Origin of the sequence: Streptomyces sp. NRRL S-920 (assembly GCF_000717945.1) — a bacterium.
Lineage (GTDB): Bacteria > Actinomycetota > Actinomycetes > Streptomycetales > Streptomycetaceae > Streptomyces > Streptomyces alboniger.
The window spans coordinates 1-18,162 of sequence record NZ_JODF01000059.1 but is presented as its reverse complement, the minus strand read 5'-3'; the positions used below and the strand labels follow the sequence as shown (position 1 = coordinate 18,162).

The 18,162-nt window shown below is 71.3% G+C and carries 17 protein-coding genes; 4 read left to right on the top strand and 13 right to left on the bottom strand.

Going from position 1 to position 18,162, the window contains the following annotated elements:
• The first annotated feature begins 32 nt into the window (after nt 1-32).
• Nucleotides 33-1,244, top strand: a complete 1,212-nt coding sequence (gene istB / locus IG54_RS0130290) for an IS21-like element helper ATPase IstB (protein WP_030791737.1) — start codon at nt 33-35, stop codon at nt 1,242-1,244.
• Here istB and IG54_RS0130285 read toward each other — a convergent pair.
• The 7 genes from IG54_RS0130285 to IG54_RS0130255 all read right to left on the bottom strand — a co-directional run bounded on the left by IG54_RS0130285 (nt 1,241) and on the right by IG54_RS0130255 (nt 9,091).
• Entirely contained in the window at nt 1,241-2,245 is a 1,005-nt protein-coding gene (locus IG54_RS0130285; protein ID WP_078594711.1) for a zinc-binding dehydrogenase, read from the bottom strand. The two genes, istB and IG54_RS0130285, sit on opposite strands and share 4 nt — an antisense overlap.
• A gap of 105 nt (nt 2,246-2,350) precedes the next feature.
• Nucleotides 2,351-3,340: a porphobilinogen synthase gene (gene hemB / locus IG54_RS0130280; RefSeq protein WP_078594699.1), complete on the bottom strand. Its 990-nt coding sequence runs from the start codon at nt 3,338-3,340 to the stop codon at nt 2,351-2,353.
• A 65-nt stretch (nt 3,341-3,405) separates the two neighbouring features.
• Nucleotides 3,406-5,064: a uroporphyrinogen-III synthase gene (locus IG54_RS0130275; protein ID WP_030791728.1), complete on the bottom strand. Its 1,659-nt coding sequence runs from the start codon at nt 5,062-5,064 to the stop codon at nt 3,406-3,408.
• Nucleotides 5,061-6,020: a hydroxymethylbilane synthase gene (gene hemC / locus IG54_RS0130270; protein ID WP_030791725.1), complete on the bottom strand. Its 960-nt coding sequence runs from the start codon at nt 6,018-6,020 to the stop codon at nt 5,061-5,063. The genes IG54_RS0130275 and hemC overlap by 4 nt, the downstream gene beginning before the upstream one ends.
• Complete coding sequence (locus IG54_RS0130265) at nt 6,017-7,753, bottom strand: glutamyl-tRNA reductase (RefSeq protein WP_030791722.1); 1,737 nt, start codon at nt 7,751-7,753, stop codon at nt 6,017-6,019. The genes hemC and IG54_RS0130265 overlap by 4 nt, the downstream gene beginning before the upstream one ends.
• Entirely contained in the window at nt 7,750-8,505 is a 756-nt protein-coding gene (locus IG54_RS0130260; RefSeq protein ID WP_030791719.1) for a redox-sensing transcriptional repressor Rex, read from the bottom strand. Before IG54_RS0130260 ends, IG54_RS0130265 begins: the two co-directional genes overlap by 4 nt.
• Nucleotides 8,506-8,812: 307 nt before the next feature.
• Nucleotides 8,813-9,091, bottom strand: a complete 279-nt coding sequence (locus IG54_RS0130255; RefSeq protein ID WP_030791715.1) for a glutaredoxin family protein — start codon at nt 9,089-9,091, stop codon at nt 8,813-8,815.
• Nucleotides 9,092-9,227: 136 nt separating this feature from the next.
• On the opposite strand from IG54_RS0130255, the gene IG54_RS0130250 reads away from it, so the two are divergent.
• The 3 genes from IG54_RS0130250 (at nt 9,228) to IG54_RS0130240 (ending at nt 12,842) form a co-directional block, all read left to right on the top strand.
• Entirely contained in the window at nt 9,228-10,172 is a 945-nt protein-coding gene (locus IG54_RS0130250; RefSeq protein WP_030791712.1) for an HAD family hydrolase, read from the top strand.
• A 344-nt stretch (nt 10,173-10,516) separates the two neighbouring features.
• Nucleotides 10,517-11,311: an ECF subfamily RNA polymerase sigma factor, BldN family gene (locus tag IG54_RS0130245; RefSeq protein WP_030791709.1), complete on the top strand. Its 795-nt coding sequence runs from the start codon at nt 10,517-10,519 to the stop codon at nt 11,309-11,311.
• 259 nt (nt 11,312-11,570) lie between these two features.
• A complete protein-coding gene (locus tag IG54_RS0130240) occupies nt 11,571-12,842 on the top strand; it encodes a DUF5667 domain-containing protein (protein ID WP_030791706.1) in 1,272 nt (423 codons plus the stop codon).
• Between the two features lie 94 nt (nt 12,843-12,936).
• Here the strand turns inward: IG54_RS0130240 and IG54_RS0130235 are convergent, their stop codons facing one another.
• The 6 genes from IG54_RS0130235 to IG54_RS0130215 all read right to left on the bottom strand — a co-directional run bounded on the left by IG54_RS0130235 (nt 12,937) and on the right by IG54_RS0130215 (nt 17,999).
• Nucleotides 12,937-13,992, bottom strand: a complete 1,056-nt coding sequence (locus tag IG54_RS0130235) for a lysophospholipid acyltransferase family protein (RefSeq protein ID WP_030791703.1) — start codon at nt 13,990-13,992, stop codon at nt 12,937-12,939.
• Nucleotides 13,993-14,006: 14 nt separating this feature from the next.
• Nucleotides 14,007-15,056, bottom strand: a complete 1,050-nt coding sequence (locus IG54_RS0130230) for an NAD-dependent epimerase/dehydratase family protein (RefSeq protein ID WP_030791700.1) — start codon at nt 15,054-15,056, stop codon at nt 14,007-14,009.
• A 233-nt stretch (nt 15,057-15,289) separates the two neighbouring features.
• Entirely contained in the window at nt 15,290-15,388 is a 99-nt protein-coding gene (locus IG54_RS40755; protein WP_003948845.1) for a 30S ribosomal protein bS22, read from the bottom strand.
• 158 nt (nt 15,389-15,546) lie between these two features.
• Nucleotides 15,547-15,756, bottom strand: coding sequence for a helix-turn-helix domain-containing protein (locus IG54_RS0130225; RefSeq protein WP_062770509.1), 210 nt, complete (start codon nt 15,754-15,756; stop codon nt 15,547-15,549).
• A gap of 132 nt (nt 15,757-15,888) precedes the next feature.
• On the bottom strand, nt 15,889-16,704 hold the full coding sequence (locus IG54_RS0130220) for a phosphatase (RefSeq protein ID WP_030791694.1): 816 nt from the start codon (nt 16,702-16,704) through the stop codon (nt 15,889-15,891).
• A gap of 119 nt (nt 16,705-16,823) precedes the next feature.
• Nucleotides 16,824-17,999 (bottom strand): acetoin utilization protein AcuC, encoded by a 1,176-nt coding sequence (locus IG54_RS0130215; RefSeq protein ID WP_030791691.1) that lies wholly within the window; start codon nt 17,997-17,999, stop codon nt 16,824-16,826.
• Nucleotides 18,000-18,162: the final 163 nt, after the last annotated feature.

The window sequence follows — 18,162 nt, the reverse complement described above, 5'->3', positions numbered from 1 at the left end:
GAATGACGAGCCTCACGGCCGTTGGAGGTCTCGTGTCCCGCTCTGCCCCGCCCCCGTCGAACATGACCACTCTGGGGTGCGCCCTCTTCGCGACCCGCTGGCTCCAAGCACCTCTGTATTTCGGCCTGGTGGCCGCACAGGGCGTGTATGTCTACAAGTTCTTCAACGAGTTGTGGCACCTCATCCATCACGTCATCAGCGGCCGGGCGGACGAGACGCACGTCATGCTCGCCGTGCTCAAGCTCGTCGACGTGGTGATGATCGCCAATCTGCTGATCATGGTGATCGTCGGGGGGTACGAGACCTTCGTGTCGCGGATCGGCCTCCAGGGCCACCGCGACCAGCCCGAGTGGCTCTCGCACGTCAATTCCAACGTGCTGAAGGTCAAGCTGGCCACCGCGATCGTGGGGATCTCGTCGGTCCACCTGCTCCAGATGTTCGTCGACGTGCACCACACGCCCCGGCACGACCTCATGTGGGGGACGGTCATCCACATGGCGTTCATCGCCTCCGCGGCCATCCTCGCCTATATGTCCGGGCCCATGGCCGCGCACGAGAGCCGTGCGCGGGCCGCGAGCGCGGGCCCGCGGCCCGCGGCCGTTCCCGCCCAGCGGGGTCCCGGGGCGGCCGAGGCGGCGGGTCCCGCGTCCGGCGCCGAGGAACGCATCGAGGCCGCCGGGTTCCCGGCCAGGAAGGTCCTCGAACTGTTCGACGAGGGGCATCTGCGGGCGCCCGAGCCGGGGGTGATCACCCGGCTGGGAAAGGTCGACTTCGTCACCCGCAAGGCGAACGTGGTGCTGCTCGGCGGCCCCGGCACCGGCAAGACGCATCTGGCGGTCGCCCTGGGCGTACGGGCCTGCCAGGCCGGCCATCAGGTGCTGTTCGCGACCGCTGCCGAGTGGGGCGCCCGGCTCGCGGACGCCAAGGCCGCGGGGCGGCTGCGCGAGGAGCTGGCCGGGCTCGACGCGTACCCGGTGCTCGTCGTGGACGAGGTCGGCTATGTGCCCCTCGACCCGGAGGCCGCCCGCCTCCTCTTCCAGCTCGTCTCGCACCGCTACGAACGGGCCTCGCTCATCGTCACCAGCAACCGCCCGCTGGGCCGCTGGGACGAGGCGTTCGGCGACAGCGCGACGGCGTCCGCGACGGTGGACCGGCTGGCCCATCACGCGGAGGTCGTCACGCTCGACGCCGACAGCTACCGCACGCGCCGCCTGGACGGCGCGGCCACCACGGGCTGGGCCTAGGGCGTGTCCGCAAAGTCCCGCCTGCGCCGCGACGCCCGGCACGCACTCTCGCCGCGTCGGCCGAAAGCCCAAGTACGCCCAGTACGAGGGCCTCCCAGCGGGAACGCCTGCCACGAGGGGACCAACTCCCCCTTGGCGGCGGCCTCCAGGGCCTCCCGCTCGCGCGCGGGCCCGCCCTCGGGGTGCCCGAGCAGCTCCATGAGGGCATTGGCATACGACACGCCCCGCTCGGCAAGGACCTCCGGCGTCGGCTCGAAGGCCTCCTGCGAGGACCAGCCGATGACGACGTACCGCCCGCCCCGCCCGATCAACTCGAAGGCGGCCGCGGCCTTGTCGCCGCCGACGCCGTCCAGGACGGCGGTGACCGGTCGCCCGCCGAGCCGTTCGCGGACGGATTCGGCCCACCCGGGCACGTTGTAGTCCACGGCGACATCGGCGCCGAGCGCCCGCACCGCCTCGACCTTGCCGGGTCCGCCCGCCGCCCCGACGACCGTCGCGCCGATGGCGTGCGCGTACTGCACGACGAGCCGCCCCACTCCCCCGGCGGCGGACGTCACCAACACCACGTCGTCCGGCCGCAGTTGGGCGACTCCGAGCAGCCCCATGGTGGTGGCGCCGGTCATCACCATGGTCACGGCGTCCTCGAAACCGAGCCCGTCGGGGACGGCGTGCAGCTCGTCGACGGCGGCGACCGCCAGTTCGGCGTACCCGCCGGGCGCCCCGTGCGAGGTCACGACGGGCCGGCCGAGCCAGGAGGCGTCCACGCCGGGGCCGACCGCGTCGACGACGCCCGCGACCTCGCCGCCGAGGACCGCGGGCAGCTCGGGCAGCGGCGGCGCCTTGTCCGACGCCTCACCGGCCCGCATCACGGTCTCCACGAAGTGCGCCCCGGCCGCCCGTACGGCGATCCGCACCTGGCCGGGGCCCGCGACGGGGTCCGGCCAGGTCTCGTACCGCAGGTTCTCGGCGGGACCGAACTCATGCAGAACAACGGCGTGCATCATGCCCTCCTCGGACCGGTCCTCCGTGGACCGCTGTGCACACCACTCTGAGATCTCAACCGAAGTCGAGGTCAAGCCCCGACCGGCCCGGGATCGCGGCCGGGGTCACAGCTGCCGCGCCACCTCGGTGGCCCAGTACGTGAGGATCATGTTGGCGCCCGCGCGCTTGATCCCCGTGAGGGACTCCATGATCGCCTTGTCCCGGTCGATCCAGCCGCGCTCGGCGGCGGCCTCGATCATCGCGTACTCACCGCTGATCTGGTACGCCGCCACCGGCACGTCCACCGACTCGGCGACCTTCGCGAGGATGTCGAGGTAGGGCCCGGCGGGCTTCACCATCACCATGTCGGCGCCCTCGGCCAGATCGAGCGCCAGCTCCCGCAGGGACTCCCGGGCGTTCGCCGGGTCCTGCTGGTACGTCTTGCGGTCGCCCTTCAGCGACGAGCCGACCGCCTCGCGGAAGGGGCCGAAGAACGCCGAGGAGTACTTCACGGTGTAGGCGAGGATCGACACGTCCTCGTGGCCGACCTGGTCCAACGCGTCGCGGATGACGCCGATCTGACCGTCCATCATGCCGCTCGGGCCGACCACGTGGGCGCCCGCGTCGGCCTGGACCTGGGCCATCTCGGCGTACCGCTCAAGGGTCGCGTCGTTGTCGACGCGCCCCTCGGAGTCCAGCACCCCGCAGTGTCCGTGGTCGGTGAACTCGTCCAGGCACAGGTCGGACATGACGATGAGGTCGTCGCCGACCTCGGAACGCACGTCCCGCAGGGCGAGCTGCAAGATCCCGTCGGGGTCGGTGCCCACCGTCCCCGCGGCGTCCTTCTTCGACTCCTCCGGCACCCCGAAGAGCATGATCCCGGAGACCCCGGCCTCCAGCGCCTCGACGGCCGCCTTCTTCAGGGTGTCGCGGGTGTGCTGGACGACACCGGGCATCGACCCGATCTCCACCGGAGCGCTGATCCCCTCGCGCACGAACGCGGGCAGGATCAGATCGGCCGGATGCAGCCGCGTCTCGGCGACCATGCGCCGCATGGCCGGAGTCGTCCGCAGCCGCCGCGGCCGCGTACCGGGGAAAGATCCGTACTTCGTCACTGACGTCACCTGGATTCGTACGCTGCTGTCGTTGTGGGCGGGCCCGGAAGCCCGCCCACAAGAACCTACGGCGCGGTGCGTCGCCGACGCGAACCGGGCCGCCGCTCACTCGGCCGCGTCACGGGGTCCCCGGCGTCCAGCGCCGCGGCCCGCCGCTGCGAACCGAAGTCGGCCAGCGCCTGGGCCAGCTTGTGCACCGAGGGCTCCGGAGCCATCACGTCCACCCGCAGCCCGTGCTCCTCCGCCGTCTTCGCGGTGGCGGGGCCGATACACGCGATCACGGTCACGTTGTGCGGCTTGCCCGCGATGCCGACGAGGTTGCGCACGGTCGAGGAGGACGTGAAGAGCACGGCGTCGAAACCGCCGCCCTTGATGGCCTCCCGCGTCTCCGCCGGCGGCGGCGAGGCGCGCACGGTCCGGTAGGCCGTGACGTCGTCGACCTCCCAGCCCAGGTCGATGAGACCGGCGACCAGCGTCTCCGTGGCGATGTCGGCCCGCGGCAGGAAGACACGGTCGATCGGGTCGAAGACCGGGTCGTAGGGCGGCCAGTCCTCCAGGAGGCCCGCGGCCGACTGCTCGCCGCTCGGCACCAGGTCGGGCTTGACGCCGAAGGCGATCAGCGCGGCGGCCGTCTGCTCACCGACGGCCGCGACCTTGATCCCGGCGAAGGCACGCGCGTCGAGCCCGTACTCCTCGAACTTCTCCCGCACCGCCTTCACCGCGTTGACGGACGTGAAGGCGATCCACTCGTACCGCCCGGTGACCAGGCCCTTGACCGCGCGCTCCATCTGCTGGGGCGTGCGCGGCGGCTCGACCGCGATGGTCGGCACCTCGTGCGGCACCGCGCCGTAGGAGCGCAGCTGGTCGGAGAGCGAGGCCGCCTGCTCCTTCGTACGCGGGACGAGCACGCGCCAGCCGAAGAGGGGCTTCGACTCGAACCACGACAGCTGGTCGCGCTGGGCGGCGGCGGAGCGCTCGCCGACCACGGCTATGACGGGCTGCCCCCCGTCGGGCGAGGGCAGCACCTTCGCCTGCTTGAGGACCTGCGCGATGGTGCCGAGCGTCGCGTTCCAGGTGCGCTGGCGCGTCGTCGTACCGGCGACGGTCACCGTCATCGGGGTGTCCGGCTTGCGGCCCGCGGCCACCAGCTCGCCCGCGGCCGCCGCGACGGAGTCGAGCGACGCGGAGACCACCGCGGTCCCGTCGGAAGCGCCGACCTCGCTCCAGCAGCGGTCGGACGCCGTACGGGCGTCGACGAACCGGACGTCCGCGCCCTGCGAGTCCCGCAGCGGCACACCGGCGTACGCGGGCACACCGACCGCGGCCGCGACACCCGGCACGACCTCGAAGGAGATGCCCTCGGCGGCGCAGGCGAGCATCTCCTGCGCCGCGTCCGTGTCGAGGCCGGGGTCGCCGCTGACCGCGCGCACGACCCGCTTGCCGCCCCTCGCGGCCTCCATGACAAGATTGGCGGCGACTCGGATCGTCGTCGTGTCCGCGGTTGCTGACGTGTCGTCAGTGGTCGGCGGCAGGGGTGTGTCCACACCTCCCTTGGCATGCACACGGACGACGTCGAGCACATCAGGCTCGGCGATCAGCACATCCGCTCGGGCCAGCGCCTCGACGGCGCGCAGGGTCAGCAGTCCCGGATCTCCGGGTCCGGCACCCAGGAAGGTGACGTGCCCGTGTGCGGGAATGCCGGGAAGGTTCGAGGTGGGGCTCAAAGTGCTCGCTCCCCCATCAGACCGGCCGCGCCCTTGGCGAGCATCTCGACCGCGAGTTCGCGACCAAGCGCCATGGCTTGCGTCTCCGTCTCGGGCACGGGACCGGTGGTGGACAGCTGCACCAGCGTCGAGCCGTCGGTCGTACCGACGACGCCGCGCAGGCGCATTTCCTTGACAATCTGCCCGTCGGCCAGCAAGTCGGCCAACGCACCCACAGGTGCGCTGCAACCGGCTTCCAGGGCGGCGAGCAGGGACCGCTCGGCGGTGACGGCGGCCCGGGTGTACGGGTCGTCGAGTTCGGCGAGCGCGGCGGTGAGTGACGCGTTGTGCGCGGCACACTCGATCGCCAGTGCCCCCTGGCCGGGGGCGGGCAGAACGGTGTCGACCGACAGGAAGTCGGTCACCTCGTCGGTCCGGCCGATGCGGCTCAGTCCGGCGGCGGCGAGCACGACGGCGTCCAGCTCTCCGTTGTGCACGTATCCGACGCGGGTGTCGATGTTCCCGCGGATCGGCACGGTGTCGATGGTCATGCCGTGGCTGCGCGCGTAGGCGTTCAGCTGCGCCATGCGGCGCGGCGAGCCGGTGCCGACCCGAGCGCCGTCGGGCAGCTCGGCGAAGGTCAGCCCGTCGCGCGCGATCAGGACGTCGCGGGGGTCCTCGCGCTCCGGCACGGCGGCGAGGACGAGTTCCTCGGGCTGCGCGGTGGGCAGGTCCTTGAGCGAGTGCACGGCGAAGTCGACCTCGCCCCGGACCAGCGCGTCGCGCAGGGCGGCCACGAAGACGCCGGTGCCGCCGATCTGCGCCAGGTGCTCGCGCGAGACGTCGCCGTACGTCGTGATCTCCACGAGTTCGACGGCACGGCCGGTCAACTGCCGCACTTTTTCGGCCACTTGGCCCGACTGGGCCATGGCCAGCTTGCTGCGCCTGGTCCCGAGCCTCAGAGCCCTCTCGGTCATGCCCGGCCTCTATTCGGGTCGTCGTTCTCGTTGTTCAAGTGGTCGGGGTTCGGGCGGTCCGCGGTCAGGTGGTCGGCCCTGCTGACCGCCGCGACCGTCTGCGGGTCGAGGTCGAACAGCGTGCGCAGCGCGTCCGCGTACCCGGCGCCGCCCGGCTCGCTCGCCAGCTGCTTGACCCGCACCGTCGGCGCGTGCAGCAGTTTGTCCACGACGCGGCGCACGGTCTGCGTGATCTCCGCGCGCTGCTTGTCCCCGAGGCCCGGCAGCCGTCCGTCGAGCCGCGCGATCTCGCTCGCCACCACATCGGCGGCCATGGTGCGCAGGGCGACCACGGTCGGCGTGATGTGCGCGGCGCGCTGCGCGGCACCGAAGGCGGCGACCTCGTCGGAGACGATGCCGCGCACCTGCTCGACGTCCGCGGCCATGGGGGCGTCGGCGGAGGCCTCGGCCAGTGACTCGATGTCGACGAGCCGTACGCCGGGGATGCGGTGCACGGCGGCGTCGATGTCGCGGGGCATGGCGAGGTCGAGCAGGGCCAGCACGGCCGGGCGGGCCGCACTCGCCGACGGCAGGGGCCTGCGCCGCTCGGGCAGCCGGCCCGAGACACGCGCGGCCGCCACCAGCGCGGCGATGGCGTCCGCCTCGGCCTGCGGGTCGGACTTCTCCTCGCGGCGCTCGGCCGGGGCGTTGTCCACCCAGGCGGCGTGCTGCTCCAGGGACGCGGCGTCCATCCCGGCGACGGCGGCCTCACCGGCGACGGAGAAGCCGCGCGGCGCGGAGAGGTCGACGGGGCAGCCCTCGTCGGCCACGGTCGGCTGCGCCGCGCCCTGGCCGGCCGAGCCGTTCCTGGCCTGCGCCGGGACGTCACCCGGCCAGGCGGCGCCCGCGGGCAGGCGCCCCTCGACGGCCGCGGCGACCGCGTCCGCCGTCAGCACCAGACCGGTGGCGCCCGTGCAGGACACCGCCACATCTGCACGTGTCAGTTCGTGGGCCACCTGGTCCATGGGCACGGCTCGCGCCCGCACGCCCGCGTCGCCCTGCTCCCCCAGGATGGCGGCGAGCCGCTCGGCGCGCTCCAGCGTGCGGTTGGCGACCACGACCTCCTCGACCCCGGCTCGCGCGAGCGTCGCCGCGGCGAGCGAGGACATGGAGCCCGCGCCGATGACCAGGGCCCGCTTGCCCTTGGCCCACGTCTCGACCGGCTCGCGCACGGCGAGCTGTTCGAGGCCGAAGGTGACGAGCGACTGCCCGGCCCGGTCGATCCCGGTCTCGGAGTGCGCGCGCTTGCCGACCCTGAGGGCCTGCTGGAACAGGTCGTTGAGGAGCCGGCCCGCGGTGTGCAGCTCCTGCGCACGCGCGAGGGCGTCCTTGATCTGCCCGAGGATCTGCCCCTCGCCGACGACCATCGAGTCGAGCCCGCACGCCACCGAGAAGAGGTGGTGGACGGCCCGGTCCTCGTAGTGGACGTACAGATAAGGAGTCAGCTCGTCCAGGCCCACCCCGCTGTGCTGCGCGAGCAGCGTCGACAGCTCGGCGACACCCGCGTGGAACTTGTCGACGTCCGCGTACAGCTCGATGCGGTTGCAGGTGGCGAGCACGGCCGCCTCGGCCGCGGGCTCGGCGGCCACCGAGTCCTGCAACAGCTTCGCCTGCGTGTCCGCGGGCAGCGCGGCGCGCTCCAGGACGCTCACCGGAGCGCTGCGATGACTCAGCCCTACGACCAGGAGACTCATGCCGGCATCACGGCGGGGACGTCCCCGTCGGGTCCCTTGCGGTGCGGCTTGGCCGCGACGGGCGGCGCGACACCGTCCGCGGCGGCCTCCTCACCGGCCTTGCGCTGCTCGTGGAAGGCGAGGATCTGCAACTCGATGGAGAGGTCGACCTTGCGTACGTCGACGCCGTCCGGCACGGAGAGCACGGTCGGCGCGAAGTTCAGGATGGAGGTCACACCCGCGGCGACGAGCCGCTCGCAGACCTGCTGGGCGGCCCCGGCCGGGGTGGCGATGACACCGATCGAGACGCCGTTGTCCTCGATGATCCGCTCAAGGTCGTCGGTGTGCTGCACGGGCATGCCGGCGACGGGCTTTCCGGCCATTGCCGGATCGGCGTCGATCAGCGCGGCGACCCGGAAACCACGCGAGGCGAACCCGCCGTAGTTGGCCAGGGCGGCGCCGAGGTTGCCGATGCCGACGATGACAACCGGCCAATCCTGCGTCAGGCCCAGTTCACGGGAGATCTGGTAGACGAGATACTCGACGTCGTAGCCGACGCCTCGCGTCCCGTACGAACCGAGGTACGAGAAGTCCTTGCGCAGCTTCGCGGAGTTGACCCCCGCGGCGGCCGCGAGCTCCTCGGAGGAGACCGTGGGCACCGAGCGCTCCGACAGTGCGGTGAGGGCTCGGAGGTACAGCGGAAGCCTGGCGACAGTGGCCTCGGGAATCCCTCGGCTGCGGGTCGCCGGTCGGTGAGTTCGGCCAGTTGCCACGGTGCTCCTGCGGGTAGAGCGGGGCTGTAGGCGGTCACTCGTCCCCAGACCGCCCCGTCGACAGCAGGCTATGTCTTTGTGAACGCGTGCACAAAGATTGTGTCCGATTTGCCCGGCCAACGTGACCGGGGTCACGCGCCCCCGGCGCACGATCGTGGAACCGGAGCGCGGGCGGCGCCGTTGCTTATTGGATGGGGGCAAAACCGCACACTCTCCCTCACGATCATCGCCCCCGAGACCAAAACCGCCCCAAAGCGTAAACGACTTCGCGGCCAGTTTGGACTACCCGGTCAGTAACTCCCGACGGTCAGCCGGCCAGCTCGCGCCGCAGCCGAGCCTCGTCCACCCGCCAGAAGGTGTGCTGCTCCCCGTCCACCAGGACGACCGGGATCTGCTCCCAGTAGGCCCGGTGCAGCTCCTCGTCCTGCGTGATGTCCTTCTTCTCCCACGCGGCCCCCAGCTCCCCGCAGACCTTCTCGATCACCAGCTGTGCGTCATCACACAGATGACAGCCCGGCTTCCCGATCAGGGTGACCGTGCGATCCGCGGGCTTCTTCTTCTCCGTACGACGAAAAATCGGGCTCATGCCCCCATTCTCGCCCCGCCGACGCGCCCGGCGCCCGCACCGGGCCCGCGCCGTTTAACGGCCCCGCCGCGAAGAGTTCACGGGGCGGCATCCCACCGACTCCGGAACCACCGAACGAACTAGCTATGCTCACGGCATGGCCGCTCTCGGATGGCTCACCCCCCGTAGGCGCTCCGCCACGGCGCGGAGCGTGTTGGCAGGCGAGGCCTCGGCCGAGGCCGCCCGCAAATCCTCCCAGGAGCTGGAGGAACTCACCGGGCGGACCGTGCCCGAGGAACGCCCCGGCGAACCGGAGTTCCCCGTCGTCGGCGACGTGGAGGCCGCCGCCTTCTTCGACCTCGACAACACCGTGATGCAGGGCGCCGCGATCTTCCACTTCGGCCGCGGCCTGTACAAGCGGAAGTTCTTCGAGCGCCAGGAACTGGTCCGATTCGCCTGGCAGCAGGCGTGGTTCAGGCTCGCGGGCGTCGAGGACCCCGAGCACATGCAGGACGCCCGCGACAGCGCCCTCTCCATCGTCAAGGGCCACCGCGTCGCCGAGCTGATGACCATCGGCGAGGAGATCTACGACGAGTACATGGCCGAGCGCATCTGGCCGGGCACCCGCGCCCTCGCCCAGGCCCACCTCGACGCGGGCCAGAAGGTCTGGCTGGTCACCGCCGCCCCGGTGGAGATCGCCACGGTCATCGCCCGCCGCCTCGGCCTGACCGGCGCCCTCGGCACCGTCGCCGAGTCCATCGACGGCGTCTACACCGGCAAGCTCGTCGGCGAACCCCTGCACGGCCCCGCCAAGGCCGAGGCCGTCCGCGCCCTGGCCGCCGCCGAGGGACTGCACCTCGGCCGCTGCGCCGCGTACAGCGACTCGCACAACGACATCCCGATGCTCTCGCTCGTCGGGCACCCGTACGCGATCAACCCCGACGCCAAGCTGCGCAAGTACGCCCGCGAGCGGGACTGGCGGCTGCGCGACTACCGCACCGGCCGCAAGGCCGCGAAGGTCGGCATCCCCGCCGCGGCGGGCGTCGGCGCACTCGCGGGCGGCACGGCCGCGGCGATCGCCCTGCACCGCCGCCGCCACTGACTCACCGTCACCGGCCCCCGCCCGTAACGCCGCCGGTCACCGCGCATTCCCCCGCTCCTACCCCGCCCCGCCTCCGGCCAGTCCCGCGGGTTGAACTCGGGCACAACACGCCCCACGTGGCGACGGAATGTGAACCGTTCTGATCAACAAGCGCTCACTCTCTGATACTTGAAGCGCCGCAAATCGGTTACAGAAGCGACGTAATCGATGATTTGAGCAACTGGGTGTAGCACTGCCTGTACGAAGCGTTATTCTCCTCAAACGCATGAGGGACCCCGCACGTCGCTACGACGAGTGAACGGTTCCGTACTGCACGTGATGGAAGCTCTGCCTCTGGGAGTCCCGTGTACCCACACGTCGGGGTTGACGCCTCGGGCCTGGCTACGCTGCGCGCAACGGTCATCGACCGCTTGCGCGGCTTCGTCCCCACCGCGTACGCCGTCCCCGCCGTCCCCGTCTTCGCCGTCCCCGCACCCGCCGGGCCCTGCTATGCCCTGGCGGACGGCGGTGCGGCAGTCGGCAGACGGTCCCGCTCCGCCGCCGGCGCCGCCGCCTCAACGCCCACCCCCCGCCGTCCCGCCGCCGACAGCGACAGTGCCCGCATGATGGACCTGGTCGAGCGCGCCCAGGCCGGCGAGTCCGACGCCTTCGGCCGCCTCTACGACCAGTACAGCGACACGGTCTACCGCTACATCTACTACCGCGTCGGCGGCAAGGCGACCGCCGAGGACCTCACCAGCGAGACCTTTCTGCGCGCCCTGCGCCGCATCGGCACCTTCACCTGGCAGGGTCGTGACTTCGGCGCCTGGCTGGTCACGATCGCTCGCAATCTGGTCGCCGACCACTTCAAGTCGAGCCGCTTCCGCCTCGAAGTGACCACCGGCGAAATGCTCGACGCCAACGAGGTCGAGCGCAGCCCCGAGGACTCCGTCCTGGAGTCCCTGTCGAACGCGGCACTGCTCGAAGCCGTCCGCCGCCTCAACCCCCAGCAGCAGGAGTGCGTGACCCTGCGGTTCCTCCAAGGCCTCTCCGTCGCCGAGACCGCTCGCGTCATGGGCAAGAACGAAGGCGCGATCAAAACCCTCCAGTACCGGGCGGTGCGCACGCTCGCCCGCCTCCTCCCGGACGACGCGCGCTAGCGCTCCGTAGCGGTCCGTAGCGCTCAACTCACCATCCGTGGCGACCAGATGGCCGCCACGGCCCCTCGCCGATTCTTCGCGGTCCGATCATCCTCCGTCCGTAACCCAAGTGCCGCGACGCTCGTTGTGCGGGATGCAGGCTCCCTGTGGTCGCCACCCCGAACACCCACACTCACTCGATCGTGTGGAACCGTTCAGGGCAGGCAACCCTCAGGACCCCCTGGGGAGTCGACCGTCATGACGAGAGGAGGTGCCGCCAGTGATCGCGAACGTATCGGCCCACCGGCGGGCGAACGCCTTCGCCCAGGCCCTGGAGGAGCATTCCGACCAGGACCCGGCGGCCGAGCAGTCCGAGCAGTCCGAGGACTCCGCGTCCACCGCGCCCGCGGCCGCATCCGTGGAGTCCACCGAAACCACCGTGGCCCGCGCCGAGCCGACCGAGCAGGGCCGCATGCTGGCCCTGGCGGACAGCCTCGACGCGCTGCCCAAACCCGCCCTCGACCCCGAGGTCAAGGTCGTCCAGCGCGCCCAGCTCGTGGCCGCGATGGAAGCCATGTTCCTCGAGGGCGGCAGCCGTGCCTCGGTGCCCGAACAGCGCTCCCGCAAGGGCGCCCACCGAGCGGGCCCGCTGCACAAGCTGCGGCCCCGCTCCCGCCTCTCCAAGGGCATCGCGGCGGGCGGCCTCACCGTCGGCGTCGCGGCCGGTGCCTTCGGCGGAGTCGCCGCCGCCAGCTCGGACGCCCTCCCGGGCGACTCGCTGTACGGCCTCAAGCGCGGCATGGAGGACCTCAAGCTGGGCATGGCCGACGGCGACGCGGACCGCGGCCAGCTCTACCTCGACCAGGCCTCCACCCGGCTGAGCGAGGCCCGCAGGCTCATGGAGCGCGGCCGCACCGGCCCGCTCGACCACGAATCCGTCGGCGAGGTCAGGCGTGCCCTCTCCGGCATGCGGCACGACGCCACCGAGGGCCACCGTCTGCTCCTCGAGGCGTACGAGCGCGACGGCTCGCTCGGCCCGATCCAGGCGCTGTCCGCGTTCTCCCGGTCGCACCGCGAGAGTTGGAGCGACCTCCAGGACCGCCTGCCGGTCCAGCTGGGTGACGTGGGCGCGCAGGTGGACTCGGTCTTCGACGCCATAGACGAAGAGGTCGAGCCGCTGCGCGCGCTGCTGCCGCGCCCGCCCGCGAAGGGCGGCCCGTCCGGCCGGGCCCCGCAGAGCCCCACCGGCTCGGACGGCGCGGACGGACACTCCTCCACCCCCTCGGGCAGCGGCAGCGGGCACCGCGGCGATCCGGGCGGAGGCGGCAAGCCCAGGCCCTCCTCGCCGCACAGCCCGGACGACGACGTCCTCGGCGGCAGCGTCGGCGATCTCCTCGACCCGCCCGCCGACAGGAAGACACCTCCGGCCCCGTCGGACGGCAGGAGCAAGCCCGGCAAGACCCGCCCCTCGGCCAAGCCGGACGTCACTCTGCCCCCGCTCCTGCCCGGTCTGCTCCCGGAGCTGGGCATCGACGAGGAGGACGCAAGGTAACCCTCGTCAGTACGTACGTGAGGGGGGCGCCCTCCTGATGTGGAGGGCGCCCCCCTCACGTACGTACGCGAGAAACCCACGCGTCACCAGAGCCTCAGAAGAACACGGACCGCCGCTGCACCAGCAGCTTGTACAGCGAGTGCTGTATCTGCTCCCGCACCTGGTCGGTGAGGTTGAACATCAGCATCGGGTCCTCCGCCGCCTCCGGCGGATAGCCGTCCGTCGGGATCGGCTCACCGAACTGGATCGTCCACTTCGTCGGCAACGGCACCGCGCCCAGCGGACCGAGCCACGGGAACGTCGGCGTGATCGGGAAGTAGGGGAAGCCCAGGACACGCGCCAGCGTCTTGGCGTTGCCGATCATCGGGTAGATCTCCTCCGCGCCGACGATCGAGCACGGCACGATCGGGGAACCCGTCCGCAGTGCCGTCGAGACGAAGCCGCCGCGGCCGAACCGCTGGAGTTTGTAGCGCTCGCTGAACGGCTTCCCGATGCCCTTGAAGCCCTCCGGCATCACCCCGACCAGCTCGCCCCGCTCAAGGAGCCGCTCCGCGTCCTCCGCGCAGGCCAGCGTGTGCCCCGCCTTGCGGGCCAGTTCGTTGATGACCGGCAGCATGAAGACGAGGTCGGCGGCGAGCAGCCGCAGATGCCGGCCCTGCGGGTGGTTGTCGTGCACCGCGACCTGCATCATCAGGCCGTCCAGCGGCAGGGTCCCGGAGTGGTTGGCGACGATCAGCGCCCCGCCGTCCGCGGGTATGTTCTCGACGCCCTTCACCTCCACCCGGAAGTACTTCTCGTAGAAGGGGCGGAGCAGCGACATCAGGACCTGGTCGGTCAGCTCCTCGTCGTAACCGAAGTCGTCGACCTCGTACTCACCGGTGAGCCGCCGCCGCAGAAAGGCCAGGCCCCCGGCGACGCGCCGGTCCCAGCCACCACCGCGCGCCGGCGGCGGCGCCGCCTCCTGCGGTTCGGGCCGCTCGACCCGCGGCTTAGCCTCCTCCCGGCCGTCCTGCTGGCCCGGCAGCGCCTTGACCTCGCTCACGGGCGCGGGATCGCCCGTGAGCCGGGGCGCGGACCTGCGGCGCGGCGTGCGCTGCGCACCCCCGCGCGACCGGTCGTCGTCGAACGGAATGACCTTGGCGTCCGCCATCGTTGCCGCTCTCCTCAGTTGGCGCATCGGTTGCCACCCGCGACGGGCAGCGCGGCGATCCGGTCCACAGCCCCCGCGAGGGCACCCGGCGGCAGCAGGCCGGGGCCCCGGCTGCGCACGAAGTCCGCGAACGTCTCCGCGGTCGTGTACTTCGGTTCGAATCCCAGTGTCTCGCGCATCTGCCGGGTGGCCACGACCCTGCCGTGCGTGAGCAGGCGGATCTGCTCCGGCGAGAAGTCCGTCATGCCGAGCGTGCGCAGCGCCGAACCGACCCAGGTGACGGCCGGCAGCAGCACCGGCACGGTGGGGCGGCCGAGCCGCCGCGAGCACTGCGAGAGCAGCAGTTGCCCGTCGCCAGCGATGTTGAACGTGCCGCTGTTGAGGGTCCCGCGGCGCGGCTCGTGCGAGCCCAGGCGCAGCACCTCGACCGCGTCGTCCTCGTGGACGAACTGGAGGCGCGGGTCGTAGCCGAACACGGTCGGCAGGACCGGCAGCGAGAAGTACTCGGCGAGCGGGGACTCCGCCGCGGGACCCAGGATGTTCGCGAAGCGCAGCACGCACACCGCCACGTCGGGGCGGCGCCGCGCGAAGCCGCGCACATAGCCCTCGACCTCGACGGTGTCCTTGGCGAAGCCACCGCTGGGCAGCGACTTCGGCGGTGTGGTCTCGGTGAAGACCGCGGGGTCCTTGGGCGCGGAGCCGTACACGCTCGTACTGGACTTCACCACGAGCCGCTTCACCGTCGGCGACTTCTGGCAGGCGCCGAGCAGCTGCATGGTGCCGATGACGTTGGTCTCCTTGACCGAGCCCCGGCCGCCCCGGCCGAGCGCCGTCGCCGTCACGTCCATGTGGACGACCGTGTCCACCCCGTACTCGGCGAGCACCTTGGCGATCGCGGGCTGCCGGATATCGGCCTGGACGAAATCGGCGCCGCCGAGATGGTGCTCGGGTGGGATCGCGTCGACGGCGATCACCCGGTCGACCTCCGGGTCGCGCTGGACGCGGCGGACGAACCGCCCGCCCAGCTGTCGGGCCACTCCGGTCACGAGCACGACCTTGCCCAAGATCAGCGCCTGCCTTTCCCCAACCCTCGCCGCACACAGCCGACTGTGTCCCGGCCCACGCTAGCGGGTCCGTGTTGCGCTGTGATGACCGCGTGCTGCGGGAAGTGACGACGGCCACAGGGGTACGTACGGACCAAGTCGACGCCCCTCAAGTACCGCGCAGGAGGGCTCCAAACATGCCGAAGCCCCCCACCGGTGGTGAGGGGCTTCGAAATTCGCTGTGCAGCGATCGCCTACTTCTTGTTGCGACGCTGAACGCGAGTGCGCTTCAGCAGCTTGCGGTGCTTCTTCTTGGCCATCCGCTTACGCCGCTTCTTGATAACAGAGCCCACGACTACCCTCGCTCACTTCTCTTCACTCGGTGCGGGGCAGCAGACTGGGCCCACACGACCTACGTCGGCCTAGCCTACCTGCCCCCGCGTGAGGGACGTAATCGAGGGCCATCGATCCTTCGCGGACCCTGCGGCGAGGGGCCCTCGGGCCCCTGCGCTCAGCCTGCCTCGACCCCCACATAGGACTCGCGGAGGTACTCGTGAACCGCCTGCTCCGGGACCCGGAAGGACCTTCCGACCCGAATGGCGGGCAGATGACCGCTGTGCACCAGGCGGTACACGGTCATCTTGGACACTCGCATCACCGAGGCGACTTCCGCCACGGTCAGAAACTGAACCTCGTTCAGCGGCCTCTGGTTCTCAGCCATGACACCCCACCTGAACCTTCCGCACATGACGGGCACCGGCTTCCCCTTCCGGTGACTCTTCGTCGCTGCGCGCTCACTCCCCAGACTAGGGGCGGATGATGCGAGTGGGGAAGAGGAGCAGCCATCGGCCGCCTACTGTGACAGACACGCTCGATTGAGTACATAGCGAGTAAGCGGTCGGTAGTAATCAGACCGCACAGCGTCATCAAGTGGAACGACGACGGACACCCGCCCCTCGGCCTCTCCTACGAACAGCGCGGGATCGTCCGTATCCGCCAGACCGATCGCCTCGAACCCCAGCTGACCTGCTCCGCAGACCCATCCGTGATCTCCGACGACCAACTCGGGAAGCGGTCCGCCGGCCTGTGCCGCGGCATCCAGAACGGCCCGAACCGGGAGTGGTGAATGGGTGTGTGCGCCGGTCTCACTCCCGGTGGAACGCGCGCCGGGTTCGCGCACCAGCGCGACTCCTTGTACGTAGTCAAGGTTGTACGTACGTAGGCCGAACCGGGTCGTTATGTCGACACTGTTGCCCTGCGCGGGGGTGAGGACCGTGCACCCTGCCGCCGACATGGCGTCCGCCAACGCGGCGTAGAAGCCCAGTAACCGGTGCGGGTGCCCGGTTCCGAAGAGTACCGGCAGCCGCCGTCGCGCCGCGTCGGCCAGCCGCTCCGCGAAGGCGTCGAGGGCCCGCAGTGTCCGCTCCGGATCGATGACGTCGGCCCCCGTGGTGTGCCGCGGATCCGCCGAGACCCCGCATTTGTCGGCCATCAGCCGCAGCAGGTCCGCACACCCCCAGCTCCACTCGGGGTCGAGCCCGAGCAGCATCCGGGGATCCCGGGCCGCGAAGAGCCGATAGCTCCGCAGGCTCTCTTCCCTGGAGGTGGCCACGGGCCCGGCCAGCCGAGCCGCCAACAGGTGCGCGCGCAGGGCGCCGGTGGTCAACACGGTCCGATGCTGGCGCATCGCGGGCATACGAGCCGTCAAAACCCCGGAAAACCCCCACAGTTGGGCTAACGGGGGCACAATACCGGCCAATCCCCGCCCCGGGTCGGGGAGGAGCCGTTCTACGCCAGCAACCCCCGCAGGGGGAACACCGCACGCCGCGCCGCGAGGACGGCCTGGTCGAGCCGGTCGGCGGGGTCGTACCCCGACTCCCATTCCTTCCAGCCCACCGGCCATCGCCCGTCCGTCATCCGGCCGGGCGCCAACTGCCGTGTACGGGCGTACACTTCCTGCCGCCAGGACTCGGGGACCGGGCTCTCGGGCGCCACGGGCCGCCCCGCGGCGACAGCCACGAGATGCGTCCAGGACCGCGGCACCACATCCACCACGGCGTATCCCCCGCCGCCCAGCGCGACCCACCGTCCTTCGGCGTACTCATGGGCCAGCTCGTGGCAGGCGACCTGCACGGCCCGCTGGGCGTCCAGCGAGACGGCGAGGTGCGCGAGGGGGTCCTCGAAGTGCGTGTCGGCGCCGTGCTGCGTCACGAGTACCTGCGGGCGGAACTCCGCGAGGAGTTCGGGTACGACGGCGTGGAAGGCCCGCACCCAGCCCGCGTCGCCGGTTCCGGCCGGCAGCGCGACATTCGCGGCGGATCCCTCGGCCGTGTCTGCCGCGCCTGTCTCCTCGGGCCACCCGGTCTGCGGAAACAGGGTCCGGGGGTGCTCGTGCAGCGAGATCGTCAGAACGCGCGGGTCGTCCCAGAACGCGGCCTGGACCCCGTCCCCGTGGTGTACGTCGACATCCACGTACGCGACCCGTTCGGCGCCCAGCTCCAGCAGGCGCGCGATCGCCAGCGCCGCGTCGTTGTAGATGCAGAAACCCGAGGCGCCGCCGGGCATGGCGTGGTGCAGCCCGCCCGCGAAGTTCACGGCGTGCAGGGCCTCGCCGCGCCACACCGCCTCGGCCGCCCCCACCGACTGTCCGGCGATCAGCGCCGACACCTCGTGCATGCCGGCGAAGGCCGGGTCGTCCTCCGTCCCGAGGCCGTACGCGCCGTGCGCGGAGCCCGGGTCGGCGGAGGCCGCCTTGACCGCCGCCACATAGTCCTCGCGGTGCACGAGCCGCAGCGTCGAGTCGCCGGCCCGCTTGGCCGCGACCACGTCCAGCTCCTGGTCGAGCCCGAAGGCGCCGACGAGACTTCGGGTCAGCCCGAGTCTGACCGGGTCCATGGGGTGACCCGGGCCGAAGTCATAGCCCGTTACTGCCTCGTCCCACATCAGCTGTGCGCGGCCGCTCATGCCCGTCACCGTATCGGTCCGCTCCGGAACCGAAGGAACGGGTGTACAACAAAAACGCGAACAGAACGCAGAAAACCCCCGCACCATAAGGTGCGGGGGTTTCCCATTCAAAATTAGTTCGGCGGCGTCCTACTCTCCCACAGGGTCCCCCCTGCAGTACCAT